Source organism: Rhizobium sp. CG5, from assembly GCF_023701945.1.
Lineage (GTDB): Bacteria > Pseudomonadota > Alphaproteobacteria > Rhizobiales > Rhizobiaceae > Allorhizobium.
This window is the reverse complement of the sequence record NZ_JABAEF010000006.1, coordinates 22024-47699: the sequence shown is the minus strand read 5'-3', so window position 1 is coordinate 47699 and position 25676 is coordinate 22024. Positions and strand designations below refer to the sequence as shown.

Annotated in this window: 24 protein-coding genes; 12 read left to right on the top strand and 12 right to left on the bottom strand. The window is 62.8% G+C overall.

The annotated features are described in order from the left end of the window. Positions 1-58 precede the first annotated feature (58 nt). The 8 genes from HGO38_RS11645 to HGO38_RS11610 form a co-directional block, all read right to left on the bottom strand. Positions 59-1567 carry an ABC transporter substrate-binding protein gene (locus HGO38_RS11645; RefSeq protein ID WP_250956057.1) on the bottom strand — a complete coding sequence of 503 codons (1509 nt, stop codon included), beginning with the start codon at positions 1565-1567 and terminating at the stop codon, positions 59-61. A gap of 100 nt (positions 1568-1667) precedes the next feature. After that, a complete protein-coding gene (locus tag HGO38_RS11640) occupies positions 1668-2399 on the bottom strand; it encodes a FadR/GntR family transcriptional regulator (RefSeq protein WP_250956056.1) in 732 nt (243 codons plus the stop codon). 164 nt (positions 2400-2563) lie between these two features. Next, a complete protein-coding gene (locus HGO38_RS11635; protein ID WP_250956055.1) occupies positions 2564-3376 on the bottom strand; it encodes a transglutaminase-like domain-containing protein in 813 nt (270 codons plus the stop codon). A 98-nt stretch (positions 3377-3474) separates the two neighbouring features. Then, complete coding sequence (locus HGO38_RS11630; RefSeq protein WP_250956054.1) at positions 3475-4368, bottom strand: transglutaminase family protein; 894 nt, start codon at positions 4366-4368, stop codon at positions 3475-3477. A gap of 154 nt (positions 4369-4522) precedes the next feature. Further along, entirely contained in the window at positions 4523-5440 is a 918-nt protein-coding gene (locus HGO38_RS11625; protein WP_250956053.1) for an ROK family protein, read from the bottom strand. Positions 5441-5462: 22 nt separating this feature from the next. After that, positions 5463-6620 carry an N-acetylglucosamine-6-phosphate deacetylase gene (gene nagA, locus HGO38_RS11620; RefSeq protein ID WP_250956052.1) on the bottom strand — a complete coding sequence of 386 codons (1158 nt, stop codon included), beginning with the start codon at positions 6618-6620 and terminating at the stop codon, positions 5463-5465. After that, a complete protein-coding gene (locus tag HGO38_RS11615) occupies positions 6617-7639 on the bottom strand; it encodes an SIS domain-containing protein (protein ID WP_250956051.1) in 1023 nt (340 codons plus the stop codon). Before HGO38_RS11615 ends, nagA begins: the two co-directional genes overlap by 4 nt. Positions 7640-7669: 30 nt before the next feature. Continuing rightward, positions 7670-8428 carry a GntR family transcriptional regulator gene (locus tag HGO38_RS11610; RefSeq protein ID WP_502941544.1) on the bottom strand — a complete coding sequence of 253 codons (759 nt, stop codon included), beginning with the start codon at positions 8426-8428 and terminating at the stop codon, positions 7670-7672. Positions 8429-8889: 461 nt separating this feature from the next. Between HGO38_RS11610 and HGO38_RS11605 the strand changes: the two genes are divergently transcribed. The 5 genes from HGO38_RS11605 to HGO38_RS11585 all read left to right on the top strand — a co-directional run bounded on the left by HGO38_RS11605 (position 8890) and on the right by HGO38_RS11585 (position 14322). Beyond that, entirely contained in the window at positions 8890-10071 is a 1182-nt protein-coding gene (locus HGO38_RS11605; protein ID WP_250956049.1) for a Gfo/Idh/MocA family protein, read from the top strand. An 11-nt stretch (positions 10072-10082) separates the two neighbouring features. Further along, a complete protein-coding gene (locus HGO38_RS11600; protein WP_250956048.1) occupies positions 10083-10964 on the top strand; it encodes a carbohydrate ABC transporter permease in 882 nt (293 codons plus the stop codon). Next, positions 10964-11824 (top strand): carbohydrate ABC transporter permease, encoded by an 861-nt coding sequence (locus HGO38_RS11595; RefSeq protein WP_250956047.1) that lies wholly within the window; start codon positions 10964-10966, stop codon positions 11822-11824. Before HGO38_RS11600 ends, HGO38_RS11595 begins: the two co-directional genes overlap by 1 nt. A 35-nt stretch (positions 11825-11859) precedes the next feature. Beyond that, positions 11860-13098 carry an ABC transporter substrate-binding protein gene (locus tag HGO38_RS11590; RefSeq protein ID WP_250956046.1) on the top strand — a complete coding sequence of 413 codons (1239 nt, stop codon included), beginning with the start codon at positions 11860-11862 and terminating at the stop codon, positions 13096-13098. Between the two features lie 99 nt (positions 13099-13197). Then, positions 13198-14322: an ABC transporter ATP-binding protein gene (locus HGO38_RS11585; RefSeq protein WP_284739398.1), complete on the top strand. Its 1125-nt coding sequence runs from the start codon at positions 13198-13200 to the stop codon at positions 14320-14322. A gap of 65 nt (positions 14323-14387) precedes the next feature. Here the strand turns inward: HGO38_RS11585 and HGO38_RS11580 are convergent, their stop codons facing one another. The 3 genes from HGO38_RS11580 to HGO38_RS11570 form a co-directional block, all read right to left on the bottom strand. Further along, complete coding sequence (locus HGO38_RS11580; protein WP_250956045.1) at positions 14388-15476, bottom strand: D-TA family PLP-dependent enzyme; 1089 nt, start codon at positions 15474-15476, stop codon at positions 14388-14390. Continuing rightward, on the bottom strand, positions 15476-16945 hold the full coding sequence (locus HGO38_RS11575) for a M81 family metallopeptidase (protein ID WP_250956044.1): 1470 nt from the start codon (positions 16943-16945) through the stop codon (positions 15476-15478). Before HGO38_RS11575 ends, HGO38_RS11580 begins: the two co-directional genes overlap by 1 nt. A gap of 63 nt (positions 16946-17008) precedes the next feature. After that, on the bottom strand, positions 17009-17500 hold the full coding sequence (locus HGO38_RS11570) for a hypothetical protein (protein ID WP_250956043.1): 492 nt from the start codon (positions 17498-17500) through the stop codon (positions 17009-17011). A 113-nt stretch (positions 17501-17613) separates the two neighbouring features. Here HGO38_RS11570 and HGO38_RS11565 point away from each other — a divergent pair, with 113 nt between their 5' ends. Genes HGO38_RS11565 through HGO38_RS11535 form a run of 7 tightly spaced genes read left to right on the top strand, consistent with a single transcriptional unit; the run spans position 17614 to position 25151 of the window. Then, the gene (locus HGO38_RS11565) at positions 17614-18000 is read left to right on the top strand and encodes a RidA family protein (RefSeq protein WP_250956042.1); all 387 of its coding nucleotides are present in this window, start codon (positions 17614-17616) and stop codon (positions 17998-18000) included. 21 nt (positions 18001-18021) lie between these two features. Then, the gene (locus HGO38_RS11560) at positions 18022-18885 is read left to right on the top strand and encodes a MurR/RpiR family transcriptional regulator (protein ID WP_250956041.1); all 864 of its coding nucleotides are present in this window, start codon (positions 18022-18024) and stop codon (positions 18883-18885) included. 40 nt (positions 18886-18925) lie between these two features. Then, entirely contained in the window at positions 18926-19702 is a 777-nt protein-coding gene (locus HGO38_RS11555; RefSeq protein WP_250956040.1) for an SDR family oxidoreductase, read from the top strand. Positions 19703-19728: 26 nt separating this feature from the next. Continuing rightward, entirely contained in the window at positions 19729-21651 is a 1923-nt protein-coding gene (locus tag HGO38_RS11550) for a beta-N-acetylhexosaminidase (protein WP_250956039.1), read from the top strand. 10 nt (positions 21652-21661) lie between these two features. After that, positions 21662-23107: a M81 family metallopeptidase gene (locus HGO38_RS11545; protein ID WP_250956038.1), complete on the top strand. Its 1446-nt coding sequence runs from the start codon at positions 21662-21664 to the stop codon at positions 23105-23107. Next, positions 23046-24383: an MFS transporter gene (locus HGO38_RS11540; protein WP_352230470.1), complete on the top strand. Its 1338-nt coding sequence runs from the start codon at positions 23046-23048 to the stop codon at positions 24381-24383. Before HGO38_RS11545 ends, HGO38_RS11540 begins: the two co-directional genes overlap by 62 nt. A gap of 18 nt (positions 24384-24401) precedes the next feature. Beyond that, the gene (locus HGO38_RS11535) at positions 24402-25151 is read left to right on the top strand and encodes a copper homeostasis protein CutC (RefSeq protein ID WP_250956036.1); all 750 of its coding nucleotides are present in this window, start codon (positions 24402-24404) and stop codon (positions 25149-25151) included. A 9-nt stretch (positions 25152-25160) separates the two neighbouring features. On the opposite strand, the gene HGO38_RS11530 is transcribed toward HGO38_RS11535, so the two are convergent. Continuing rightward, complete coding sequence (locus tag HGO38_RS11530; protein WP_250956035.1) at positions 25161-25658, bottom strand: GNAT family N-acetyltransferase; 498 nt, start codon at positions 25656-25658, stop codon at positions 25161-25163. Between the last annotated feature and the right edge of the window lie 18 nt (positions 25659-25676).

The following is a 25676-nucleotide window of genomic DNA, read 5'->3' as shown; positions in this document are numbered from 1 at the left end:
CTGATTGCGGGACGTCCTACGGAGCGCCGCGGCACGCCGTAGGATGATGGAGGACTGATCAGCCTTTCTTGACGCCGAGCAGGCGGATCATGCCGTCCGGCGAAGGTGTGAAGCCGGTGACCTCTTTTTTGGTCGCCCAGATCCACGACTGGTGGCCAAGATAGATGATCGGCAGGTCGTCGTTGAGGATCTTGCCGGCGGCATCGTATTTCTGCTTGCGCACCGCCTGGTCGGTGGAGGCGCGGGCCTCGTTCAGCAGCGTATCCACTTCGGGATTGCAGTATTTGCTGTCGTTGATGCCGCCCTTGCAGGTGACGAACTGGTGCAGGTTGCCGTCGGGATCGACGCGGCCGGACCAATCGGAGCGGCTGAGCTGATAATTGCCGGCGGTTTGCTCGCTGAGCAATGTCGCAAACTCGGTGGTCTTCAGGCTGACATCGAAGCCGGCCTCGGCCACCATGGCCTGAACGATCTGCATCATCTGGGCGGCAACCGGATTGTTGGGGATCTGCATCTCGATCGGCACCCGCTCGAAGCCGGCTTCCTTGATCAGCGCCTTGGCCTTCTCAAGATCGCGGGTCGGTACCGGCAGGTCCTTGTTGAACCACGGGCTGTTCGGCGGGAAGGGCTGGTTGCCGCCGACGGCCGTGCCTTCATAGACCACCTGGTTCAGCGCTTCGCGGTCGATGGCCAGCGAAAAGGCCTGGCGCAGACGCTTGTCCTTGCCAAGCGGATTGTCGGCGCGCGGGCCATTGGCGATGTTCACATAGAGCGCCATGTAGCCGATATTGACGACGTCGGAATAGGTGAGGCTGGCATCTTCCTTGACGGACGTGGCATCGGTGGCGGCGAGGCGCTCGATCATGTCGAGTTCGCCGGAGCGCAGGTTGGCAAGACGCACTGTCGTGTCGGGGATCGGCAGATAGGTGACCTTGTCGATAAACACCTTGTCCTTGTCCCAGTAGTCGGCGAATTTCTCCAGAACAATGCGGTCCTGCTGGACGCGTTCGACGAATTTGAACGGGCCGGCGCAGACCGGTTTGGAGCCGAAATTGGCGCCGAGTTCGGCGGCAGCCTTCGGCGAGACGATCATGCCGGCGCGGTCGGAGAGCTGGGCGAGCAGCGTGACGTCAGGCGCCTTCAGCGTGAACTTCACCTCGTAGTCGCTGGTGGCTTCGACCTTGGCGACCGAGCTCAGCTCGCTCTTGCGGCGCGATTCCGGCAGCGTCATGTTGCGCTCGATGGTGGCGACGACGGCGGCGGCGTTCATCGGCGTGTCGTCATGAAACTTGACGCCTTCGCGCAGTTTCATGGTCAGTTCCTTGCCGTCGGCCGACCAGGCCCATTCGGTGGCGAGCTGCGGAACGATCTTCAGGTCCGGGGACACGTCGACCAGCTTGTCGCACATGGCAGTATAGACGATGCGGCCGACGAAGGTGCGGGACTGGGCCGGGTCCAGCACGTCGGCATCGTCCTGCAAGCCAATGCGAAGCTCGGTCGACAAAGCGGGGCTCGCGAGCAAAGCGCTTGCCAGCAGCAGGGTGGAAAAACGGGACAGTATGGTCATGGTGATGGAATCCTCTGGTCTGGTTCTCTGTTCTCTTAGGGGTCTCGCCGGTTGTTTCCCCGACGTAGGTCTTCGTCCGGCCACAGCCGGAATTCAGGTCTCAGGACACATGGCCGAGCGGCTCGCCCTCCAAGTGGTCCATGGATGTCTGGCGGATCAGCCGTTCCTGCAGTATCAGCAGATGCTGGCGCATCGCTTCGCCGGCCTTGGCCGGATCGCGCGCCGCAATGGCGTCGATGATGGCGGCATGCTGGGCATTGGAAATCCCCATGGCATTGGCGCTGCTGCGGGCCCGCTCGCGGATCGCCTGCCAGGCATCGTCCTGGCGCACCCGGTTGATGACGTCGAAGATCGACAGGAACAGCTGGTTGCCGGCGGCCTGGGCGATCTGCCGGTGCAACGCGCCGTCCCAAAGCTCCTTGGCATCGGCATCCTCGCTGCCATGGATTTTTTGCGCGAGTTCGCGCATCCGGTCGATATCGCTGCCCTTGGCGCGAAGGGCTGCCAGTTGCGCCAGCTGCGGCTCGATGCGCAGGCGCACCTCCATGATCTCCATGACATTGGTGCCGGCGACGATCGTCTCCACCTGGCCGCTCCATTCGTCCGGCTTCTGGCCGACATAGGTGCCGGAGCCCTGTTTGCGCCAGATGGCACCTTCGGCCTCAAGTACCTCCAGCGCCCGGCGGATGGCGCGGCGGCTTAAGCCCAGCTTCTCCGACAGCATGCGCTCGGTCGGCAGCTTGCCATCGTCGCCGATCTCGCCGTGGCGCAACAGATCGCGCAGCCGCTCCAGTGCATAATTGGAATTTTCGGTGGGCAGGTTGTCGGGCATGACGCTGAATGGTCCGAACCAATTTGTGATTGGTTCAGTGAAAGGCAAATCCTTGCTGACGTCAAGATGGTTTTTTGTGCAAACTGAAAAGAGCGCAATAAAAAGGCATGCGGCGCTCTTTAAGCGCCGCATGCCAGATTTTATGGTCAGATCTTGGTGGTTGTTCAGTTCACCGGGATTTCGTCGGTGACCACTTCGAAATGGGCCAGCGTGGTCGGGCCGAAGGTGGTCGACAGCGCCACGTCGGTCGCGTCGCGACCGGTTGCCATCAGGATGCGGCCGATCCGCGGCTTGTTGTGCCGGGCGTCGACCGTGTGCCAGTTGCCGCCAAGATAGACCTGGAACCAGGCGCTGAAATCCATCGGATTGACATCGACCGGCACGCCGATATCGCCGAGATAGCCGGTGCAATAGCGGGCCGGGATGTTCATGCAGCGGCACAGGGTGATGGCGAGATGCGCAAAGTCACGGCAGACGCCGGTCTGGTCGGTGAAGCCGCCAAACGCACTGCGGGTCGAATCGGCCTTCTGGTAATCGAAAGCGATGTGCTGATGCACGAAATTCAAAATGGCCTTGACCCGCGGCCAGCCGAGCGGCGTTTCGGAAAACTGGCTCCAGGCAAAGTCGGCCAGACGGTCGGTGTCGCAGTATCGGCTACCGAGCAGGAAGACCAGCACGTCGTCGGGCAGGTCCTTGATATCGTGCTGGACCGCATTTTCCGGCAGCACGTCCGGCTGGCCGCTGTCGTAGATCTCGAAATCCGTCTTGATGGTCGTCAGGCCGCGCGGCGCGACGATCCGCGAGCAGGCATTGCCGAAACCGTCGATATAGCCGACCGCCTCGATGGGCTGGTCGAAGGTCAGAACCTGGTCGCTCAGGAGGTCGATGCGCCGAGAGGGGTGAATGTTCAGCACGAGCAGCATGGCGGTCGGCTGGGGGCATTCATATTGCAATGTGAACCCGGCGCGAATCTTCATCGTATATCCTTTTAAGTTGAGAAAGGTGCCGGCCAAATCGGCAAGGGTTTATCGGGAACGCACTGATGGGCCGGCGGTTCCGCCGCCGGACCATGGTCTCATAATAATTCTTCGATCGTCCGCTCCGTCGTCACGTTGACCTGTACGGACATGTCTTTAAAATCCTTCGCCTCGCCGTCATAGCTGCCGTAGAGCGGAATGGCCTGGTGGGGCGTGCGGGCGACCGCGACGCGGATCAGGTCGCGATTGCCGACGATGCCATTGGTCGGATCGAACTCGACCCAGCCGGCGCCCGGCAGATAGATCTGGCACCAGGCATGGGTCGATCCGCCGCCCAAAGTCGTGGAGCCATCGCGATCCGGAACGTAGATATAGCCGGTGACGAAGCGGGCGGCGAGACCGAGGGCACGGGCGGCTTCCATCATCAGAAGGGCAAAGTCGCGACAGGTGCCGCGGCGCAGTTTCAATGTCTCCAGCGGCAGCTGCGTGCCGCGCTCCAGCCGCCGCGCATAGGCAAAGCTCTCGTGAATGCCGTTGCACAGGGTCATCAGCAGACGGCCGGTTTCCGTCGGCTGGCCGATCAGCACAAACTGGCGCACCCAGCGGCCGACGGCGTCGTCCGGGTCGGGGCAATGGCGCTTGATCGTCTGTTCGAGATCGGCGATCTCGTCGGGATCATAGGCAAAGGGATAGGTCTTGGCGTCTTCGTCGATCTGCAGGTCGAGCGCCAGATGCGGGGTATGGTCGAGACGGATATGGGTCTCGAAGCGGAGCTCCTTGGCGGGTTTCGAAAGGCCGACAAGTGCCACGCAATTGCCGAAGACGTCGTGGATCCAGCGGATATAGCTCGGCTCCGGATCGACCTTGATGGAGACGTCGAGCAGGCGCTGGTCGAAGCTGTCGCGCGGGCGAAACATCATCCGGTGCTCGCCGAATTCCACCGGGCGCCGGTACTGATAGGCCGTGATATGTCTGACCGAGAAGATCGTCATAGATGATGCGGCTCCGCGTCGCAAGAAAACTGCGCCGCGTCGATGGTCTGATCGGGCGTGTGTGGTGACGTGGTGGCTGCAATGCTGCAGTTGCTAAAAGTCTAGCACGTTAAAATCGGGCTGCACACGCGCTGTCGTGAAATTGTTTTGAATGTCAGGATGTCTCGCCGCTGACGCGAAGACCGAGCAATGCCGCGCCGATCAGTCCTGGCTCGACCCGGCAGGTGGCAGGCACGACCAGGGGCCGATCGAAGCGACGGAGAATGCGGGCTTTGACGGCCACGTCGATAGCCTCCAGCAATTCCGGGGAGTTGGACAAACCGCCGCCGACCGGGACGATCGTGGCGCCGGTGACGTTGATGACCAGGGCCAACGGCGAGGCGATGATATCGACCAGGATTTCGATGGTGCGCGCCGCCATCGGATCGCCGTCCTGCCAGGCCGAGATGATTTCCTCGCTGGTCAAGGTCTCGCCGTGCAGGAAGCTGTGCAGTTTTTCCATGCCGCGCGCGCTGCAGGTGGCATCGATGCAGCCTTTCAGGCCACAACCGCATGGAATCGGCGGAATGGCGACCGGCGGGTGGCCGGCCGTGGTCGCGGCAACCGGTCCGTGGCCCCATTCGCCGGCAAAGCCGCCGTCGGAATTGATCAGTCTGCCGTCGATAACCAGGCCGCCGCCGACGCCGGAGCCCATGATGGCGCCGAAGACGACGCGATGACCTTGTCCGGCACCGATGCTGGCCTCGGCAATGGCGAAACAATCGGCATCGTTGGCGACGATCACCGGCAGGTCGAGCGCTTGCGCGAGGTCGGCGGACAGCGTCCGGCCATGGATGCAGGGAATATTGGCGACGATCGCCCGGTGCGTGTCGGGATCGATGACGCCGGCGATCGAGATCGACACGCAGGCCGGCGTCCCGCCACTCTCGGCAATCACCGCCCTCAGTGTCTCGACAAAGGCGTCGAAATCATCGCCGGGGGTCGGGCGGCGCGGAAAGGCGCGGATATCGTCGGGGGCGTAGGCCACCGCGCCCTTGATGGCCGTGCCGCCGATATCGAAACAAACGATCATAGTGTCCGGCTCCGGCTGTAAACTAGGCTTGATGGACGGAGACACCGCCGATCCAGGTCGAGTGAAGGGTCAAATCGGGCGACAGCAGCACGAAATCGGCGTCGTAACCCGCGCTCAAATGCCCCTTGGTCATCGCGCCGATCGCCTCGGCCGGATAGGCGGAGGCCATGCGCAGCGCTTCTTCCAGCGGCAGGCCCAGTGTCTCGTGCACATAGCGAACGCAGGACAGCATGTCGATATCGGCGCCGGCCAGCGTTCCGTCGGCAAGCGTCAGGCGTCCGCCGTGGCGGTAGATCTGCCGGCCGTTCAGGATAAGCCCGGTGTCGTCCGTGCCGATCGTCGACATGGCGTCGGTGACCAGGAAAATATGGGCAGGACCCGTCTTGGCGCGCAGCGCGATGCCCATGGCGACCGGATCGACATGGAAACCGTCGGCGATCAGGCCGCAATGCAGGCTGCCGCTCGAAAGCCCGGCGCCGACCATGCCAGGCTCGCGATGGGTCAGCGGGCTCATGGCGTTGAACAGATGGGTGAGCATCGAAGCCCCGGCCTCTGCATAGGACAGCGCTATGTCGCATGTCACATCGCTATGGCCGAGGCTGACGATATAGCCCGCTGTGGCGAGCGCGGTTACCTGCGCCTGTGTCACGCTTTCGGGCGCAACGGTGATCAGCGCCTTGCCGAAGCGGCCGAAACTGCCGATCAGCCGCTCGAGATCGGCTTCTTCCATCGGGCGGATCAGGTCCGGATCATGGGTGCCCTTGCGGGCTTTCGACAGATGCGGGCCTTCCAGATGCAAGCCGAGATAGCCGGGCATGCGATGAGCAAAGGCGGCCGTGCCGGCCTCGATGGCCTGCGTCTTGATGTCAGGCCCGTCGGTGATCAGTGTCGGCAGCAGGGCTGTCGTGCCGAAACGGGCATGGGCCGCGCAGATGCGGCGGATGCCCTCTTCGCTCGGGTCGTTGTTGAGCAGCACGCCACCGCCGCCATTGACCTGCAGGTCGATAAAGCCCGGCACGATGATCTGGCCATCGACCGGCAGGCGCGGCACATCAGGCGCAAGCTCTCCGAGTGGCTGGAGGGCCAGGACGCGGCCATCCTCGATCACCAGGGCATGGCCCTCCAGAAAGGTCTCGCCGGTGAAAATGCGGGCGCCGGTCAGGGCAAGCGGGGCAGTCATTTTGTCTCTGTTACCTTCTTCAAAGCCACCGGCGCATCCGGATTGAATCCGCGGGCCCGCGACAGCTGTTCGACCATGCCGTAATAGGGCACGATCAGCGCCAGCGCATCGGTAAAGGCATGGCCGGTGGCGATATGCGGCAGGTGGGTGACGCCTGCGCCTTTATCCGAGGTGATGTAGATATCGGCATTCTTGGCGGCGAGGCTCGAGGCCATGTCCGCGACCGAGGCTTCCGCCTTGTCGCGGGCCGCGAAAGCCAGAACCGGGAAGGCCGGCGCCACCAGCGACACCGGGCCATGCAGCACTTCCGCCGAGGAATAGGCCTCGGCATGCAGTTCGCAGGTTTCCTTGCATTTCAGCGCCGCTTCGGCGGCAATCGCCAGCGCCGGACCGCGGCCCAGCATATAGAGCGATCGGGCTGAGCTCAGAGGACCGATCAAGGCACTCCAGTCCAGCTTTAGCGCTGCGGCCAGATGATCGGGCAGGGCGGCGACGGCGGCCAGCAGCGCCTTGTCGTCGCTCCATTCGGCAAGGATCGCAAGCCCGGCGGCGGCAGAATTGACGAAGCTCTTGGTGGCGGCAACAGCGATTTCCGGTCCGGCCTTGATGTCGATCGCAAGGGTTGCGGCATTGCCGAGCGGCGAGGGCAGGGTGTTGACCAGGGCCAGCGTCAGGGCGCCGCCGTCCCGGGCTGCATGGGTCATGGCGACGATATCGGGGCTCGCGCCCGACTGCGAGACGGCAAAGGCCGCGGCCCGTTCGAGCCTAAGCGGCGTCTCGTAGATCGAGGCGAGCGACGGACCGAGCGAGGCGACGGGAATGCCGAACTGCAGCTCTATCGCGTATTTGAGGAAATGCGCGGCGTGATCGGAGGAGCCGCGGGCGACCGTGACGACGACATTCGGATCGCGCGCCCGGAGTGCTGCACCGGCTTGGCGGATGGCGGCCGCCGATTGATCGAGCAGACGGGCCGCGGCCTGCGGGATCTCGTCGATTTCCTGGCGCATGGTTGTGGGCATTGAAAAGGCTTTCTGGGAGGACGGAGAGCGTTACGGAGATCCGAGGGTCAGTTCGGCGACAAGGTCATAGGCATCGCTGCGATAAAGGGCCCGCGACACTTCCATCACCCGGCCGGTGTCGAGATAGGCGATGCGTTGCACCGACAGGGCCGCCGAGCCCGGCGGAACGCCGAGCAGTACGGTTTCCTCCTCTGTCAGAAGGCAGGCGGAAATGCGCTGATTGGCGCGGACCGGCCGGGTGCCCTGGGCATCCAGCGCCTGATAGAGCGAATCCTCGATGATCTGCGGATCGCTGAGGATATCGTCCGGCAGGCTGGTGCGCTCCAGCGCGATCGGCAGGTCGTTGGCCAGCCGCACGCGCAGGATGCGCGCCACCTGCGCCGTGCCGCCAAGCCCCAGCATCATGGTTTCTTCCGGCGTCGGATAGAACAGGCCGCGCTCCAGCCAGCGGGAACTCGCCACCATGCCGCGACGGCGCATGTCCTCGGTAAACGAGGTCAATTGCGTCAGCGGCTGCTGCATGCGGGGTACGGGCCTGACGACGAAGGTGCCGGAGCCGCGACGGCGCACCAGCAAGCCGTCCTGCACCAGGTCGTCGATCGCCTTGCGCACCGTGACGCGGCTGATGGCGGCCTCGTCGGCAATGTCCCGCTCGGCCGGCAGGGCATCGCCATGCTGCAGTCGGCCGCAGCGCACCGCATCTTCGATCGCATGTTTCAGTTTGACGTAAAGCGGCCCGCCGCCTGCGGTTTGGAGACGGGACAGAAGCAGCGCATCGCTCACCGGCATCTCCGGTCGGCCGTGCAGGGGAGGGCGTCATCGACCATGCCGGCTATCGGCCCGGAATCGTTAACGAATGGTCGGTTCTGCCTGCCTTCCATATCCGGATCCTCCGCGTTTGATTTTTTTCGACAATACCAACACGATACCAAAAAGGCAAATATTTTTCAGGAAAAGCGATCGGATTTAACTGTAAGCGGCTGCGAACCGGACGTTTGTGGCGCAGTCTGAAAAAATTTTAGAGTGTTAACGAATCTTTCTGGACGATTGGCATTTTTTTGGTATTGTTTCTGGGTGTGGCTGAAGGTTTAGGCCGTATGCCGGTCGTTCGGTCTTGATGTTGGGTCGATCTGCGTGAAGTTATGAAAATGGTTTTCATGCGTGCGGCTGATTTCGGATTTTCGGTTGACGAAGTTTGAAAATTCCAACAGTCTGCGAAAATAAATTACGAAAAATGGGGAACTGGCAGAATGAAAGTCGGCATTATCGGACTCGGATTCCGTCTCGGCTATCTTGGTCGCGTGCTGAAGGACATCGATCCTGATTTCGAAATTGTCGGCTATGTCGATCCGGCGCCGGCCGGCCTGCCGGGCCTGACCGAACTCGGTATCTCTGCTGGCAAGGCCTATGCCACGCCGCAAGAGCTCATTACCGGCGAGACCTTCGATCTCTTGATGATCGGCTCTCCCAATCACCTGCATCTCGAGCATATCCGCATCGGCCTGGAGGCCGGTCTGACGGTGTTTACCGAGAAGCCGATCGTCGTGTCGATCGAGGAAAGTTTCGCCCTTGCCGCCTTGCTGCACCAGCATGGCCACGACCGCCTGCTGGTCGGCCTGGTCCTGCGCTATTCGCCGCTCTATCGCGACCTCAAGAAGGCGCAGGCCGAGGGCCAACTCGGCGAAATCGTCTCGATCGAGGCGTCCGAGCATATCGAGCCCTATCACGGCGCCTTCTTCATGCGCGACTGGCGGCGCTACGAGCACTATTCCGGCAGTTTCATGCTGGAGAAATGCTGCCACGATCTCGACCTCTACAATGGCGTCGTCGGCACGCGGCCGCGCTATGTCGCAAGCTTCGGCGGCCGCAAGAGCTTCGTGCCGTCCAACGCGCCGGTCAATGACGGCATCAACGACATGGAGGTCTACCATCGCAAGCCGAGCGGCTGGATGGGCTCCGACAAGGTGTTCGACAGCGACGGCGACATCATCGACTACCAGACCGCGATCGTCGAATACGACAACGGCGTGTCAATGACCTTCCACACCAACCTGAACGTACCCGACCAGTTCCGCCGCTTCTGCGTCGTCGGCTCCAAGGGCATGGCGGAAGGCGATTTCGTGCGCGGCTTCATGGACGTGCACAATGCCCGCACCAATGAGAAGGTGATCTCCAATACCTATTCGGCCCCGTCAGCGCTGTCCCACCATTACGGGGCCGACGAGCAGATGGCGGAAGACGTTCTGGCCCATGTGATGAAGGGCGCGCCGCTGCCGGTCTCGGCGCTCGATGCGCTGGAGGCGGGCATTCTGGCGCTGGCCATGGACCAGGCCCGCCACGGCCGCAAGGTCGTCGACCTTAAGCCGGTCTGGGAACAGTATGATGCCGCTCTGCACGGGACGGCCGTCGTCCCGCAGGCGAAATCCGCGTAAGGGGGCGGGCGATGCGAGGCAGCAGAAGCGCCATCATCTTTGCCTGGATCCTGCTGGCGCCAGCCCTCCTCTATGTCGTGGCGATCGTTGCCTATCCGCTGGTCGATACCTTCATTCTCTCCTTCACCGATGCGTCGCTGAAGAAGACCACGAACTGGGTCGGCTGGGCCAATTACTCAAAAATCTTCAACGCCACCTTCGCCGAAGTCATCATCCGCACCTTCGTCTGGACCTTCTTCTCGGTCTCCATCAAAATGCTGGTCGGCACATTTGGGGCGACGATGCTCAATGCCGCCGTCCCGGGCCGGGCGCTGTTTCGCGTGCTGACCATGCCGCCGTGGATCGTGCCCATGGCGATCGGCATCTTCATGTGGGGCTGGATGTACAACGGCCAGTTCGGCATGATTTCCGGCATGATGCAGCGCCTCGGCATGGTCGACAGTCCGATCGCCTTCTTGGCGCAGGGCTCGACGGCCTTCTGGGCGACGGTCATCACCGATGTGTGGATCGGCGTGCCGATGGTGACGCTCTATCTTCTGGCCGCCATGCAGGCGATCCCGCAGGATCTCTATGAGGCTGCCTGGACGGATGGCGCCGGCCGTTTCTACCGCTTCCGCCGCATCACGCTGCCGCTTCTTCTGCCGTCGATGATCACCATGTCGATGCTGTCGCTGATCTCGACCTTCAATTCCTTCGACATCATCTGGATCCTCACCCGCGGCGGTCCGACCGGCGAGACGACGACGATGATCATCGACACCTACCGGACCGCGATCGGCTCCAACAAATATGGCGAAGGGGCCGCCCGCGCCGTGCTGATCTGCATCTTCCTGTCGATCTTCTGCGTCTGCTACTTCCGCGTGACCAGCCGCCTTTCCGCCGGAGACAAGTGATGAGAGAACCCGCCGTTCTGATCAACCGCTACACCTGGTACGAACTGATCGGCATCTATGCCGGCATCCTGGTGTTCCTGACCTTCATTCTGGCGCCCTTCGTCGAAGGATTCCTGGTGTCGTTGAAACCGCTCGCCCAACTGTTTTCCTCGCCCTATCGCTTCATTCCGCAAAACGGCTCCTTCGAGGCCTATCGCACCATGTGGGTGAGCGTGCCGGGCTTTGCGCGCTACATCTTCAACTCGTTCTTCATCTCGTCGATCGTGACGATCATCGTGCTGGTGCTCGTCGTTCCCGCCGCCTATGCCTTTGCCCGCTTCGAGTTTCGCGGCGCGGGCCTGCTGTTGGGGGCCTTTCTGGCGGTCAAGATGTTTTCCGGTGCCGTGCTTTTGATCCCGCTCTTCCGGCTGATGCGTTCGATGGGCGTGCTCAACACCTATCTGGCGATGATCGTGCCGGGCGTCGCCTTCATCATTCCGACCGGGATCTGGCTGCTGCTGGCCTATATGCGGCGCATCCCGCGCGAACTCGACGAGGCGGCCCATGTCGATGGCGCCAGCTATTTCTACACGCTGCGCCGGGTCATCATTCCGATTGCCATGCCCGGCATCGTGGTGGTGGCCATCTCGTCCTTCATCGAGTCCTATGCCCAGCAATTCATCTATGCGCTGACCTTCAATTCCAAAACCGAATATGCGCCGCTGCCGGTCGGGCTGTTTGCGTATTTCGGCCGCCAGGAAGTGATCTGGAACGAACTCATGGCCGCCAGCTTCGTCGGCATCGCGCCGGCCGTGATCGCGATCTTCTTCCTGCAACGCTATCTCGTCAGCGGGCTCACCGCCGGCGCGGTGAAACAATAAACGTCAACCACCAGAGAAAAAACGGGAGCTTAAACATGACCATTCATTTCAAGACGGGGCTTTTCGCCCTGGCCTTGCTCGGCTCTACCGCCCTCGGCACGATGACCGCCACGGTTGCTGCCGCCGCCGACCAGGAAATCAGCTGGATCTATTGCGGCGACAAGATCGACCCGATCCACGAGAAATACATCAAGGAATGGGAAGGCCAGAACGCCGGCTGGAAGATCAAGCCTGAAGTCGTCGGCTGGGAACAGTGCCAGGACAAGGCGACCACCCTTGCCGCCGCCGGCAATCCGGTCGGCATGGCCTATGTCGGCTCGCGTACCCTGAAGGAATTCGCCGAGAACGACCTGATCGGTCCCGTGCCGATGACCGAGGAAGAGAAGGCGAGCTATTATCCGAACATCGTCGATACCGTCACCTTCGACGACAACCAGTGGGGCGTTCCGGTCGCTTTCTCGACCAAGGCCCTTTACTGGAACAAGGACCTGTTCAAGCAGGCCGGCCTCGACCCGGAAACCCCGCCGAAGACCTGGGCTGACGAAATCGCCTATGCCAAGGCGATCAAGGAAAAGACCGGCATTGCCGGTTACGGCCTGCCGGCCAAGACCTTCGACAATACCATGCACCAGTTCATGCACTGGGTTTACACCAACAATGGCAAGGTCATCGATGGCGACAAGATCGTCATGGACAGCCCGGAAGTGCTGGCCGCCCTGCAGGCCTATAAAGACATCACGCCTTATTCCGTCGAAGGGGCGACCGCTTATGAGCAGAACGAAATCCGCGCCATCTTCCTCGACGGCAAGGTCGGCATGATCCAGGCCGGTTCGGGTGCCGCTGCCCGCCTGAAGGATACCAAGATCAACTGGGGTGTCGCAGCCCTGCCGCTCGGCCCTTCGGCCAAGGGTGAAGGCACGCTGCTGATCACCGACAGCCTGGCGATCTTCAAGGGCACCGGCGTCGAGGAAAAGGCGGCAGAATTCGCCAAGTACATCACCTCGCCGGGTCCGCAGGGCGAATATGAGCTGCAGGGCGGCGCCGGCCTGACCCCGCTGCGTCCGTCTGCCAAGGTCGACGAATTCGTGAAAGCCGATCCGTCGTGGAAGCCGTTCATCGACGGGATCGCCTTTGGTGGTCCGGAACCCCTGTTCAAGGACTACAAGGGCTTCCAGAATGCCATGATCGAGATGGTGCAGTCGGTCGTCACCGACAAGGCGACACCGGAGGAGGCCCTGAAGAAGGCATCTGCCGCCATCGAAGAATACAAGTAGGCCTTTAAATTGCAGCCGCGGACCTTATCGGGTCCGCGGCCCTTTTTCCATCATTCCAGTGAGGCCGATCGTTGCCGCGATTGCCGGGAGACAGACGTCTTGGGTCAGCTCTATCTCAACAAGGTCCGCAAGTTCTACGGACATTTCGAGGTCATCAAAGGTGTGACGCTCGACATCAAGGATGGCGAATTCATCGTCTTCGTCGGCCCGTCCGGTTGCGGCAAGTCGACGCTTCTGAGGATGATCGCCGGTCTCGACGATGTGTCCGAAGGCGACATCGTCATCGACGGCAACCGGGTCAATCATTTGCCGCCGGTCAAGCGCGGCATTGCCATGGTCTTCCAGTCCTATGCCCTTTATCCGCATATGACGGTGTTCGAGAACATCGCCTTTCCGCTGCGCGTCGAAAAGATGCCGGAAGACAGACTGAAGGAGAAGGTCGAAGGGGTCGCCAAAATCCTGAAGCTCGACCAGCGCCTGGAGCAGCGTCCCGGCATGCTGTCGGGCGGCCAGCGCCAGCGCGTCGCCATTGGCCGGGCCATCGTGCGCGAACCGGAAATCTTCCTGTTCGATGAACCGCTGTCCAACCTCGATGCGGCGCTGCGCGCCGACATGCGTATCGAGCTGACCAAGCTGCACCGCGATCTCGAAGCGACGATGATCTACGTCACCCATGACCAGGTCGAGGCCATGACCATGGCCGACCGCATCGTCGTGCTGAATGGCGGCGATATCGCCCAGGTCGGGGCGCCGCTGGAGCTTTATCACAAGCCTGCCAATCTGTTCGTGGCCGGCTTCATCGGCAATCCGAAGATGAATTTCCTGCCCGTGACCTGCACGGCCGCCGGTCCCGAGGGCGTGACCATCAGCTTCGACGGCCAGTCCGTGCTGATCCCCGTCGAGCCGCGCGCCGATCTCGTCGGCCAGCCCTTGACGCTCGGCATCCGCCCGGAACATACGGTGCTTGGCAGCGGCGATCTTAACATCACCGTCATTCCCTCGGTGATCGAGCGTCTGGGGATCAACACCATCGCCTATGCCGCCCTACCGACCGGCGAGCCTTATTGCGCGCTGCTGTCAGGCTCGGCGCCTGCCAAGGTCGATACGGCACTGGTGACCGGCGTCAAGGCCTCCGACTGCCACCTGTTCGATGCACAAGGCATCGCACTTGAGCGCCGCGTCGAACTGACCGCCATCGAACCGCTGGCGGCTTTGGTGGGGTGACGAGGGCAGGGGTCCTAAGCCGTCCGATCGACAGCCTGTTCTCGGGACGCGAGCGCTCCTTCAGTTCACCACACCAACCCGCGGGCTGCCACGCTCTCGACGCGGGTGACGATGCCGTCGCGATGGAAGGTCATCGTGTCGAACAGGTTGGACACGACGCAGGTATGGTTGGGGACGATGCGCACCTTTTCGCCGATCTCCGGCCGCGATCCTCTGCATTTCGACAGGTCCACCGTGCCATGCTCTTCCGAGAGCCCGGTGATCACGGCATCGGGATAATCGACGATCATGCCATGGTCGCTGAAGCCGAGCAGGTCGGAGGTCAGCGCCTTCGAGCCGGCGTCGAGAATGGCGCGGTCGGCGGTCGGGCGGGAGACGACGGTCGCCAGGATATGCATGGCGCAATCGTCAAGTGAGCAATGGCCGGCCCGCTCCATGGAACGGTCGTTGTAGATATAGGTGCCGGCCCGGTGTTCGGTGGCGGACGGCACGAGATGGGCCGAAAACAGGCTGGGGGTTCCGCCATTGCTGACGATCGGGCAGGCGATGCCTTTGTCCGCCAGCGCGGCGATTGTGCCGGCAAAGAAGGCCTCGACGGCGGCTTCGGAATTGGCCTTCGGATAAGTCAGCAATCCGCCGAAGACGAGCCCGTCGGCCGCGACAATACTCTGCGCCAGCGTGACGGCGGCATCCGGCGTCTGTACGCCGCAACGCCCGCCGCCGGTGTCGCATTCGACCAGCACGGTCAGCGGCTTGTGGCTGGCGAACTGTGCGGAAAGGCCGCTGACGGTCGCCGCGCTGTCGGCCACGACTTTCAGGCCCGAGATCCGCTCGTTGAGGGCCACGAGCCGTTCGAGTTTTTCCGGCCCCAGAATATTGAAGGTGATCAGCAGGTCTTCGAAGCCGGCATCGGCAAAGACGTCCGCTTCGGTGATCTTCTGGCAGTTGATGCCTTTTGCACCGGCTGCCACCTGTTGTGCTGCCAGTGCCGGGATCTTGTGGGTCTTGATATGCGGCCGGAAGGCAAGGCCATGGCCGTCCATATAGGTCTGGACACGGGCGATATTGGCCGCCATGCGGGCCTCGTCGATCAGCGGCAGGGGCGTCGACAGCGACAGGATCGTGTCGCCAGGTTTAACGATTGGTCGTTCCATTATGCTGCCTCGCTGCCATGGGGATTTTCCATCATCGGCCAGATATCCCGCCGAGCGCGACGATAGGGATTGGTGGCCGGATCGTTCGGATAAGGCGATCCCGCCGAACAGTAAAGGATGTCCGAGGCGATCTTCGAAAAGGCCGCGTGGAAATGGTTGGTCGATTTGACCACCAGGATATGCTTGGCGGTTGGATCGATGCCCATGACGCTGAACAGCGATGGGTCATAGCTCTGCACGCGGATCGTGTTGAGGATGACGTCGATGCCGTCGAAGCGGATATGGGCGGCCGGGCCGAATTCGGCAAAGCTCTCGCCGAACTGCATCGTGGCATCGGGGACGACACGGATGATCTTAACCCGCGCATCGATCGGATTGCCGGTGCCGGGCGCCGATTTGGCGCCGAAGCGCAGGGCGATCTCGGCGCCTTCGCCGGCGGCCATGCAGATCTGCACGGCAATCGGATCCCAGATTGTGCCGACCGCGACATGGGTGGCGCCGCGGGCCATCAGCTCGGCCAGCACCACGGTGGCGTCACCCGCCGTTCCGCCGCCGGGATTGTCCCACATGTCGGCGATGACGACCGGGCCGGCTGTCGCCCTCATGGCGCGGGCAACCGCCTCTTTCTCGTCGATCTCCGGCATGCGGAACGTGCCCCGCTTGGAATAGAGCTCAAGCCCCAGTTCGCGGGCCAGATGCGCGCCTTTTTCCGGCTTGCCATTGGTGATGGCGATCATCTTGGTGCCAAGCTCCGGCACGTCGCCGGCCATGAAGCCATGAATGACCGACAGGGACAGCACGTCGGGATCGCTGGCCTCGATCGTCATCAACCTGTCGACGAAAGACCGCATCGGCTCGCGCGAGGTCGGGAAGACGTCGATCATCCGGCAATCGAACACCGACATGACCGGTGTGATGCGGCCCTCGAGCGTGTCGACGGCGATGCGCCAGAGGTCTTCGGCGCGGTCGACGAAGTCGGTATGCGGGAATTCCTTGAACACCACGAAGAAATCGGTCACCGCAACCCGCTTTTCGGTCAGATGGCTATGGGGATCGAGTTCGGCGCACAGCAGCACGTCGGGACCGATGATGTCGCGCACACGGGTCAGGAAATCGCCTTCGGCATCCTCGTAGCCGTCGGCCACCATGGCGCCATGCAGGCCAAGCACCACGGCATTGACGGGAAGGGCGGCCCGCAACTGGTCGAGGATCTCGTCGCGCAGGCCCTCATAGGCCTGGCGGTTGACGAGGCCGGCCGGATCGGCCCAGGCTGCGGTACCCTCGATCAGCGTCCAACCCTTCTGGGCCGCCACTTTGCGCCCGACGGTGATCGGCGCCGTGCAGAGTGTCGGCGTTGCCGGATGTTCTCCCGGCGGCGCATACAGCGAGCCTTCGAAACCCCGCCGGTCGATGCAGATCGGCGAGAAGGTGTTGGTTTCCGTCGCAAGAGCGGCTGTAAAAATGCGCAATGGCTTCGCCTTGATTCTTAAGTCCATTCGACTTTGCCCGATTCGTCAGGCTCCAGCTATTCCTCAGGCCTGCCCCATCGGATTGGGCAGATAGCCGGTGAAGCCGGCGATCTTCCATCGCCCCTCGTGCAGGCGGCAGTAATAGAGCGTCTGCCATTGCATGGGGTCGAGGCTGCCATCGGCCTTTTTGATGCCGCCCATGAACTTCTTGCGCACCAGGGCGGTCTCACCGGAGATCTCGATCTCTTCCAGCGTTGTCGTGGTGAAGATGGCGTTGCGCGGATCCTCGCCATAGCTGCCGGCGGCAAAATCCCGGGCCTGGGTCAGCCATTCGTCGCGATAGGCGGTCAGATTGGGAAAGGCGAGGCGCCAGTTGTCGGGGTTCGGATCGCGGTTGCCGCTCACGCCGATAAAGCCGTCGGCCACGAAATCGTCCTCGACCATCGACCAGTCTGCAGCCAGGAAGGCATCGATATCGCGCGGCACCAGCATCTCCCAGATGGCATGGCGCGCGCTGTCGCTGGACGGGAAGGGATTCTGGAAGGGATCGCGCATCAAACCTCGCCGATATTTAAATTCTTTTCATGAAAGCGGTTTTTCGCTGGTCAAAATCGCTTTTCCATGGTGATCTGTCAACGAATAAAGAAAATAATTTGCATGGATGGCCGATGACGATCAAGCGATATGGTGCCGAAAAGGCGGGTGCGGGTGGACAGAGATTGCCGTTCGCACGGGCTGTGGAAGCCGATGGCTGGCTCCACGTTTCAGGTCAGGTCGCCATGGAGGATGGCGAGATCATTGCAGGTGGCATTGTCGAGCAGAGCCACAAGGCCATCGGCAATCTGATCGCCATTCTGCACGAAGCCGGCTACGGCGTCGAGCATGTCGTGCGCTGCGGCGTATGGATCGATGATCCCCGCGATTTCTGGAGCTTCAACCGCATCTATCAGGGCTATTTCGGCGAGCATCCGCCGGCCCGCGCCTGCGTCCAGGCCTCGATGATGGTCGATTGCAAGGTCGAGATCGACTGCATCGCCTACAAACCCAAGGCTTGAGGGTCGGCTAAGGAGGCGGGCATGGATATCTTTGCGACCTTACAGGAAGAGCGGGCACAGCTCTCGCCCTCCGAGCAGCGCATTGCCGATATCCTGCTCAACGACTTCGATTTCGCGGTCAATGCCTCGATCATCGAGCTAGCCGAGCGGGCCGAGGTGTCGCCGCCGACCGTGACACGCTTCTGCCGCCGGGTCGGCTGCCAGAGCTTTTCCGATTTCAAGGTGCAACTGGCGAAAACCGCCTATGTCGGCGTGCGCTATCTCAATCCGGAGGCCAAGAGCACCGAGCCGGCCGATGTGGCCAGCGACATCATCACCAAGGCGCAGAACGCGCTGTTCCTGATGCACCGGGCCATCGATCCCGGCATGCTCGACCGGGTTGCCGAAAAGCTGTCGAAAGCCGAGATGATCTATGCCTTTGGCTCGGGCGGCAATTCCTCGATGATCGCGTCGGAAATCCAGAACCGGCTGTTTCGGCTCGGCTCAAGGGTGACCGTCAGCAGCGACCACAGCATGCAACTGATGATGACGGCCGCCGCCCGGCCCAAGGATGTCATCATCGGCTCGTCCTTTTCGGGCCGCAATGCCGAACTGGTGCGCAGTTTCAACCTGGCGCGCGAGGCCGGCATCACCACGGTGGCGCTCACCCAGAGCGATAGCATCGTGGCAAAGGCCGCCGAACTGGTGATCGGCATCGATCTTCCCGAAGGCGACAATATCTTCCGTCCGACCTCGACGCGCTTTGCCTATCTGGCCCTGGTCGATGTGGTGGCAAGCCTGGTCGCCTATCGCAACCGCACCCAATCGACCGTGACCCTTCGCCATATCAAACAACAACTGGTCGAGCACCGCGACGGTGACGACCGACAGCTGCTGGGAGACTGACCTTGGCGCCGCGCCCAACCCCTTTCCGGATCAACGTCCGATGAGCCGCTCGGTGGCGGTGGTGACCGGCGCTGCCGGGGATATCGGCCGGGCGATTGCCGCCCGGTTGGCCGACAGCCATGATCTTGTGCTGCTGGTCGACATCGATCTTGCGGCGGCGCAGACGGCTGCGGCCGGTCTGGGCGATACCGAGCGGTTTATCGCCGTGCAATGCGACGTCACCGATGCGGCCAGCGTCACGGCCATGGCGGCATTTGCCATGGCGCAAGGCGCCGTCACGACGCTGGTCAACAATGCCGGCGCGGCGCGGGCCGTCAGTCTTCACGATACGACGCCGGAGATCTGGCGGGCCGACACGGCGCTCAATCTCGAGGCGGCATTCCTGTGCTTCCGGGCGCTCGAAGGCAGCCTCAAGGCCGTGCAAGGCTCGGTGATCAATATCGCCTCCGTCAATGGCATGGCGGTGTTCGGCCATCCGGCCTATAGCGCCGCCAAAGCCGGTCTCGTGCATCTGACGAAGCTCATCGCTGTGGAATACGGCAAGTTCGGCATTCGCTGCAATGCGGTGGCGCCGGGCACGGTGCGCACCCAGGCCTGGGAAGCGCGGGCGGCGGCCAATCCGCAGGTCTTTGAAGAGGTCAAGCGCTGGTACGCGCTGCGCCGCATCGCCACGGCCAATGACGTCGCCAATGCCGTCTTCTTTCTATCCGGCGACCAGGCCGCCGCCATCACCGGCGTCTGCCTGCCGGTCGATTGCGGGCTGACGGCCGGGCAGGCCGAGCTCGCCCATACCTTTTCGCAATCCGACCATTATTGATCCAACGATAAGCCAGGGGAACCATCATGGCACCACTTGATTTCCGTCTCGAAAACGCATGGCACCCGATCGAGGGTGATGCCAATGGCGGTTTTATCTTCACGCTGATCAATCTGTCGAACGCGCCGATCAAGGGCTTCAAACTGGTCTACACCTCGCTGACCCGCACCAATGACAGCCCGGTCTGCGGCAATGCCGTCTATCTCAGGCGCAATGCCAATTTCCACGAATTTGCCCCGCCGGCCGGTTTCGAGCTGGCGCCGGGCGGCAGCTGGCGCTTTACGGTCGATGGGTTGCTGCGCCCGGCCAAGCACCGCACCGATGGCGCCAAATCGGCCTATGTGACGCTGTCCGACGGCAGCCACCGGGATGCCGCGGTCGGCGACCTGATGCTGGACGGCCGTCATAGCGAGCCGGCGCCTGATCTGTTGCCGGAAGGCCGGCTCGACCAGCCCTTCGCCATTCAGCCCTGGCCGGCCGAGCTGTCACTGGTGGCCGGCGATACCTTTCCCGTGGCACTCTATCCCGTCGCCGGCACGTCTGCCGAAGATCTGAAGGCACTCGATGCCGTGATCTCGCTGTTCCGTCGCCTGTTCATGGTCGGCCATGTGCCGTTTTCGCTGGTACCGGTGCATGAGGGCCGGGCCTTGCGCTTCGTTCGGGATGCTGTCCTTGCCACGGAAGCCTATCGCCTGGACTTTTCCGCGGACGACATTGTCGTCCACTATAGTGCCGCTGCCGGCCGCCAATATGCGCTGACGGTGCTGGCGCAGCTGCTGTACGGCGCGCGGATCGATGCGGCCAAATTCCGCTTCCCGATCTCCGGCAGCATCAGCGATGCGCCGCGCTATGGCTGGCGCGGTTGCCATCTCGATGTGTCGCGGCAGTTCTATCCGGTCAACGACGTCACCCGGCTGATCGACATCATGGCCTGGCTGCGCCTCAACACCTTCCATTGGCACCTGACCGATGACGAGGCCTGGCGCCTGGAAATCAAGGCCTATCCGCAACTGACCAGCATTGGTGCGACCCGCGGACCGGACGGACCGCTTCTGCCGCAGCTGGGCAATGGCGCCGAACTCGTCACCGGCTTTTACAGCCAGGATGAGGTTCGGGCGATCGTTGCCCATGCGACGGCGCTCAGCGTCGAGATCGTTCCCGAAATCGACATTCCCGGCCACAGCACGGCAGCGCTGGTGGCATTGCCCGATCTGGTCGATGGCCAGGAAGCGCCCGACAGCTATCGCTCCGTGCAGGGATTTCCCAACAATGCGCTCAACCCGGCCATCGAACGCACCTATGAATTCCTCGGCAAGGTCTTCGATGAAATGGTCGAGCTGTTCCCGTCGAAGTTGCTGCATATCGGCGGCGACGAAGTGGCCGGCAATACCTGGATGGCCTCGCCGCTGGCGCGCAAGCTGATGGAGGAGCAGGGTATCGAGGGCACCTTCGGGCTGCAGAGCTATTTCATGAAGCGCATCCAGCAGATGCTGGCCGAGCGCGGCCGCAGCCTCGCCGGCTGGGACGAAGTCTCCCATGGCGGTGGTGTCGATCCGGACGGCACGCTGCTGATGGCCTGGCAGAAGCCGGAAGTCGGCCTTGAACTTGCGAAACAGGGCTATGACGTGGTGATGACTCCCGGCCAGGCCTATTACCTCGACATGGTGCAGGCCACCGAATGGCAGGAACCCGGCGCCAGCTGGGCAGGCACCGTGCCGCCGGCTCATACCTATGCCTATGAGGCGGTTGGCGATTTCCCGGAGGAACTGAAAGATCGCATGAAAGGCGTCCAGGCCTGTATCTGGACCGAGCATTTCCTCAATCGCGACTATTTCAACCATCTGGTCTTCCCGCGTCTTCCAGCCATCGCCGAGGCTGCCTGGACGCCCAGGGCCGATAAGGACTGGCTGCGCTTTGCCGCCATCGTCGGCCTCAACCCGCGTTTTTGAGGAGGGCACCATGACCTTCCGCATCGCTGTCGGTGGCATCCACACCGAATGCAGCACCTCGTCGCCGGTGCTGATGAAAACCGAAGACTTCCGCGTCCTGCGCGGCGCCGCTCTGCTCGGTGCCGACTATTTCAGCTTTCTCGGCGCCGCCGACGTCGAGCCGCTGCCATTGCTGCATGCGCGCGCCGTGCCGGGCGGTCCGGTGTCGCGTGTCGCCTATGAAGGCTTCAAGGAAGAGTTCCTACAACTGCTGAAGGCCAGCCTGCCGATTGACGGGCTCTATCTCGCCATGCATGGCGCGATGAATGTCGAGGGCATGGACGATGCCGAGGGCGACTGGATTTCCGCCGCCCGCGCCGTGGTCGGCCCCGATTGCCCGGTGGCCGCCAGCTATGACCTGCATGGCAACGTAACGCAGCGCATCGTCGACCAGCTCGACATTTTTGCCGGCTATCGCACCGCGCCCCATATCGACGTGCGCGACACCATGGTGCGCGCCTGGGAGATGCTGCTGAAGACTTTGAGGACCGGCGAAAAACCTGTTGTCGCCTGGGCGCCGATCCCGGTGCTGCTGCCGGGCGAGCGGACCTCGACCGAGGACGAGCCGGCGAAAAGCCTCTATCTCCGACTGCCGCAGCACGATCAGCTGCCCGGCATCTGGGATGCCAATCTGATGGTCGGCTATGTCTGGGCCGATGAGCCGCGTGGGACGGCCTGCGCCGTCGTCACGGGCACGGACGCGTCCGCCGCGCGTCGGGCCGCCGAAACCATTGCGCAGTCCTATTGGGAGGCGCGGGCCGACTTCCTGTTCGGTCCGGTGACAGGGCCGCTCGAGGCGATGCTCGACATTGCCGAGAAGACCGAGACCCGGCCGGTGATCCTGGCCGATTCCGGCGACAATCCGACCGGTGGCGGCGTGGGCGACCGGGCCGATGTGCTGAAGGCTCTGATCGCGCGGGATTGGCACGATGCGGTGCTGGGCGGCATTACCGATCCGGCGGCGGTGGACCGGTGTTTCGAGGCCGGCGAGGGTGCGGTTCTGCCGCTCAAGGTCGGCGGCGGTCTCGATCCGGCCAGCCCTTCTGTCGAGGTGATGGCAACCGTCATTCGGCTCGACGATCCAGGCCTGCCTGCCGACCGGCAGGCCGTGATCGGCATTGGCGAGGTGATCGTCATTCTCGCCGCCAAACGCCGTCCCTATCACGCCGTGGCCGATTTCACCCGGCTCGGCATCGATCCGGCAAAGGTCCGTCTGCTGGTGGTCAAGTCCGGTTATCTTTCGCCGGAATTGCAGCCGATCGCCAATCCGAACCTGATGGCGCTGACCGATGGCGTCATCAACCAGGATATCGAGGCATTGCCGAGCAAACGCCGCCTGCAACCGATCTATCCTTTTGCAAAGGATTTCGGCTATACACCGACTGCCTATCTTTCCAGCCGCTGGAAGGCGGACTGATCCGCAGCTCCTATTTCCGCGACCGGCGCTTCTCGACCGAGAGGCGCCTTTCTCTTTTTCAAGCCGTAGCCCCATGTTGTCCACGCTCTCGACCGTCTATCGAAACCCGCCGATCCGGGTCAGTGCGATTGCGATCTTCTTTTTCGGGTTTTCCGGCGCTGCGACATCGCCCTATCTGTCGATCATCGGCATCACCGAACTGGGCCTCAGCGACGCCCTCTATTCGGCGCTGATCCTGGCATCGGCCGTGATCAACGTGTCGGCGAGCGTCCTGATCGGCATTTTTTCCGACCGGCTCGGCAGCTATCGCGCCCCCATGCTGTTTGCCAGCCTGTTCGGGATCACCGGCTTTGGCCTGACCTATGCGGTTCCGACTGCCGGCGTTTTCGTGGCCTCGACGCTGCTGCTGATCCCGGTCTTCGGCGCGCTGAACTCGCTGATCTTTGCCAATGTCCGCGCCAGTTCCAAGGGCATGGCGGTGCGCGACCTGATCGCGGTCAATTCCGCCGTGCGGGCCACCATATCGCTGTCCTGGGTGCTGGTGCCGGGCCTCGTCGGCTTTTTCCTCGCCAGCCGCACCAGCATGCTGCCGGCCTTCCTGCTGGCAAGTCTCTCGGCTTGCGTCTGCTTCCTGCTGTTCTTCTTCTTTCTGCCGAAGACGGAAGTGCCTCCCGAAAACCGTGGCAATTACGCGTTTCTCGCCTCGCTGAAGGAAATCGGCTCACGCGCCGTGCTGGTCCGTGTCTTCGCCATCGCGCTGATTTCCGCGATGCTGCATGTCAACAGCGCGGTCCTGCCGCTGGTCATCACCGGCAATGCCGGCGGCACGGTCGCCGATGTCGGCGTGGTGGTCGGCATCGTCGCGCTGCTCGAAATCGTCTTCATCCTGTTCTGGGGATGGTTCGAGCGCCGGTCGACGCCGGTCATTACGCTCGCCTGCGGCGGCGGCATCTATGCGGTCTATCTGCTATTGCTCGGCTTTGCCCAGACGCCGGCCCATGTCTATGCGTTGACGCTGGTCTCCGGCCTTGGAGCGGCTGCCATCATTAGCGTGCCGATCACCTATCTGCAGGACCTGATCGCCGAGCGGGCAGGCCTTGGCAGTTCGCTGATTGCCGTCAATATCTTCCTGTCCGGTGGCCTCAGTTCGTTGCTTTTTGCACTCGGGACGGGAATAAGCGATTATTCCGGCACGGCGATCCTCGGCGCGCTCGCCGGTCTCTCCGGCACGCTGCTCGTGCTGGCCCTGGATGGCCCGCTGAAACGCCGCATGTAGACTTAAAGGAAGGCGACCATGGACACTTCCGGATCGGACAAGACAACGCTGCTGGAAGTCTGCGTCGACGATGCGGCAGGCCTTGCCGCCGCCATCGAAGGCGGCGCCGATCGGATCGAGCTTTGCTCGGCGCTCTCGGTCGGCGGGCTGACCCCGACCCGCGGTTTCATGGCGCTGGCGGCCCGTGCCCGCATTCCGGTCTATGCGCTGATCCGGCCGCGCGCCGGCAGTTTTGTCTTCGACGCCAGCGATGTCGCCATCATGCGCGACGATATTGCCGCCGCCCGCCAAGAGGGTCTCGCCGGCGTCGTCATCGGCGCCTCGCGGCAGGACGGAAGATTGGACGAGGCAGTGCTGGGCGAGCTGATTAGCGCAGCGGATGGCCTGGGGCTAACCCTGCACCGCGCCTTCGATCTGGTGCCGGAGCCGCTGGAGGCGCTGGAGGTGGCGATCGGTCTCGGCTTCCGCCGCATCCTCACATCGGGTGGCCAGAAGACCGCATTTGCCGGGTTGGACACGCTGCGCGCCGTCGCAGCTGCGGCCGGCTCCCGGCTGTCGGTCATGCCCGGCGGCGGGCTGAAGCCGGACATGGCGGGCACGTTTCTGTCGGTGCCCGGCATTACCGAACTGCATGCCTCGTGCGGCGCGCCTGTGCATGCGGCCGAGGCGCGACTGGTCGAGCTGGGGTTTCTCTCCGCCGATGCGCGGCAGACGGATAGGGAAACCGTGCAGGCCTTCAAGGCCGCAATGAAAGTTGCGGCCTCATGACTCGATCCGTCAACTATAGGTGATGCCGGTGGCGTGGGCGGCGTTCAGCATGCCCTTGTAGATGCCTTCTTCTGAGCCTTCGATGACAACGGCACCGACGGCGCGCTTGTAGAAGCCGGTCGGGCCGGCGCCGCCGATCACGCCGTAGCCGTAGCCTTGGTCGTACATGGCAAGCATCGTCTTCAGCAGCAGCGCATGGCCGATGCCCTTGCCGCGCATGGCCTCATCGACGCCGGTCGGGCCGAAAAAGCCGCGCGCCGTCGCATCGTAGCAGGCAAAACCCAGCACTTCGCCGTTCTTGACCGCCACCAGCAGCGACACCGGCTGGCGCATCATCGCAACGGTCGCCTCGCTCACCCAGCCCTGGCCGAAGCGCGGGCCGATCCAATTGGCAATGGTGTGCAGTTCCGGCGGCAGGGCGCGGCGGATGGTGACGCCTTCATCGGCCATCTTCTGGTCGAGAGCGGCGTCGGGCGCGAGGTCGTAGAGGTTGACGAGCATGTCCATGGTGAAAACTCCCTTGAA

Bases quoted from the DNA above. Each gene is read 5' to 3' on its own strand.
- HGO38_RS11610 (WP_502941544.1), bottom strand. From the start codon at position 8,428: ATGCCGGTGAGCGATGCGCTGCTTCTGTCCCGTCTCCAAACCGCAGGC.
- HGO38_RS11555 (WP_250956040.1), top strand. From the start codon at position 18,926: ATGAGCCGCTCGGTGGCGGTGGTGACCGGCGCTGCCGGGGATATCGGC.
- HGO38_RS11635 (WP_250956055.1), bottom strand. From the start codon at position 3,376: ATGAAGATTCGCGCCGGGTTCACATTGCAATATGAATGCCCCCAGCCG.
- HGO38_RS11590 (WP_250956046.1), top strand. From the start codon at position 11,860: ATGACCATTCATTTCAAGACGGGGCTTTTCGCCCTGGCCTTGCTCGGC.
- HGO38_RS11565 (WP_250956042.1), top strand. From the start codon at position 17,614: ATGACGATCAAGCGATATGGTGCCGAAAAGGCGGGTGCGGGTGGACAG.
- HGO38_RS11640 (WP_250956056.1), bottom strand. From the start codon at position 2,399: ATGCCCGACAACCTGCCCACCGAAAATTCCAATTATGCACTGGAGCGG.
- HGO38_RS11645 (WP_250956057.1), bottom strand. From the start codon at position 1,567: ATGACCATACTGTCCCGTTTTTCCACCCTGCTGCTGGCAAGCGCTTTG.
- HGO38_RS11600 (WP_250956048.1), top strand. From the start codon at position 10,083: ATGCGAGGCAGCAGAAGCGCCATCATCTTTGCCTGGATCCTGCTGGCG.
- HGO38_RS11630 (WP_250956054.1), bottom strand. From the start codon at position 4,368: ATGACGATCTTCTCGGTCAGACATATCACGGCCTATCAGTACCGGCGC.
- HGO38_RS11615 (WP_250956051.1), bottom strand. From the start codon at position 7,639: ATGCCCACAACCATGCGCCAGGAAATCGACGAGATCCCGCAGGCCGCG.
- HGO38_RS11605 (WP_250956049.1), top strand. From the start codon at position 8,890: ATGAAAGTCGGCATTATCGGACTCGGATTCCGTCTCGGCTATCTTGGT.
- HGO38_RS11550 (WP_250956039.1), top strand. From the start codon at position 19,729: ATGGCACCACTTGATTTCCGTCTCGAAAACGCATGGCACCCGATCGAG.
- HGO38_RS11625 (WP_250956053.1), bottom strand. From the start codon at position 5,440: ATGATCGTTTGTTTCGATATCGGCGGCACGGCCATCAAGGGCGCGGTG.
- HGO38_RS11580 (WP_250956045.1), bottom strand. From the start codon at position 15,476: ATGGAACGACCAATCGTTAAACCTGGCGACACGATCCTGTCGCTGTCG.
- HGO38_RS11560 (WP_250956041.1), top strand. From the start codon at position 18,022: ATGGATATCTTTGCGACCTTACAGGAAGAGCGGGCACAGCTCTCGCCC.
- HGO38_RS11595 (WP_250956047.1), top strand. From the start codon at position 10,964: ATGAGAGAACCCGCCGTTCTGATCAACCGCTACACCTGGTACGAACTG.
- HGO38_RS11545 (WP_250956038.1), top strand. From the start codon at position 21,662: ATGACCTTCCGCATCGCTGTCGGTGGCATCCACACCGAATGCAGCACC.
- nagA (WP_250956052.1), bottom strand. From the start codon at position 6,620: ATGACTGCCCCGCTTGCCCTGACCGGCGCCCGCATTTTCACCGGCGAG.
- HGO38_RS11530 (WP_250956035.1), bottom strand. From the start codon at position 25,658: ATGGACATGCTCGTCAACCTCTACGACCTCGCGCCCGACGCCGCTCTC.
- HGO38_RS11570 (WP_250956043.1), bottom strand. From the start codon at position 17,500: ATGCGCGATCCCTTCCAGAATCCCTTCCCGTCCAGCGACAGCGCGCGC.
- HGO38_RS11535 (WP_250956036.1), top strand. From the start codon at position 24,402: ATGGACACTTCCGGATCGGACAAGACAACGCTGCTGGAAGTCTGCGTC.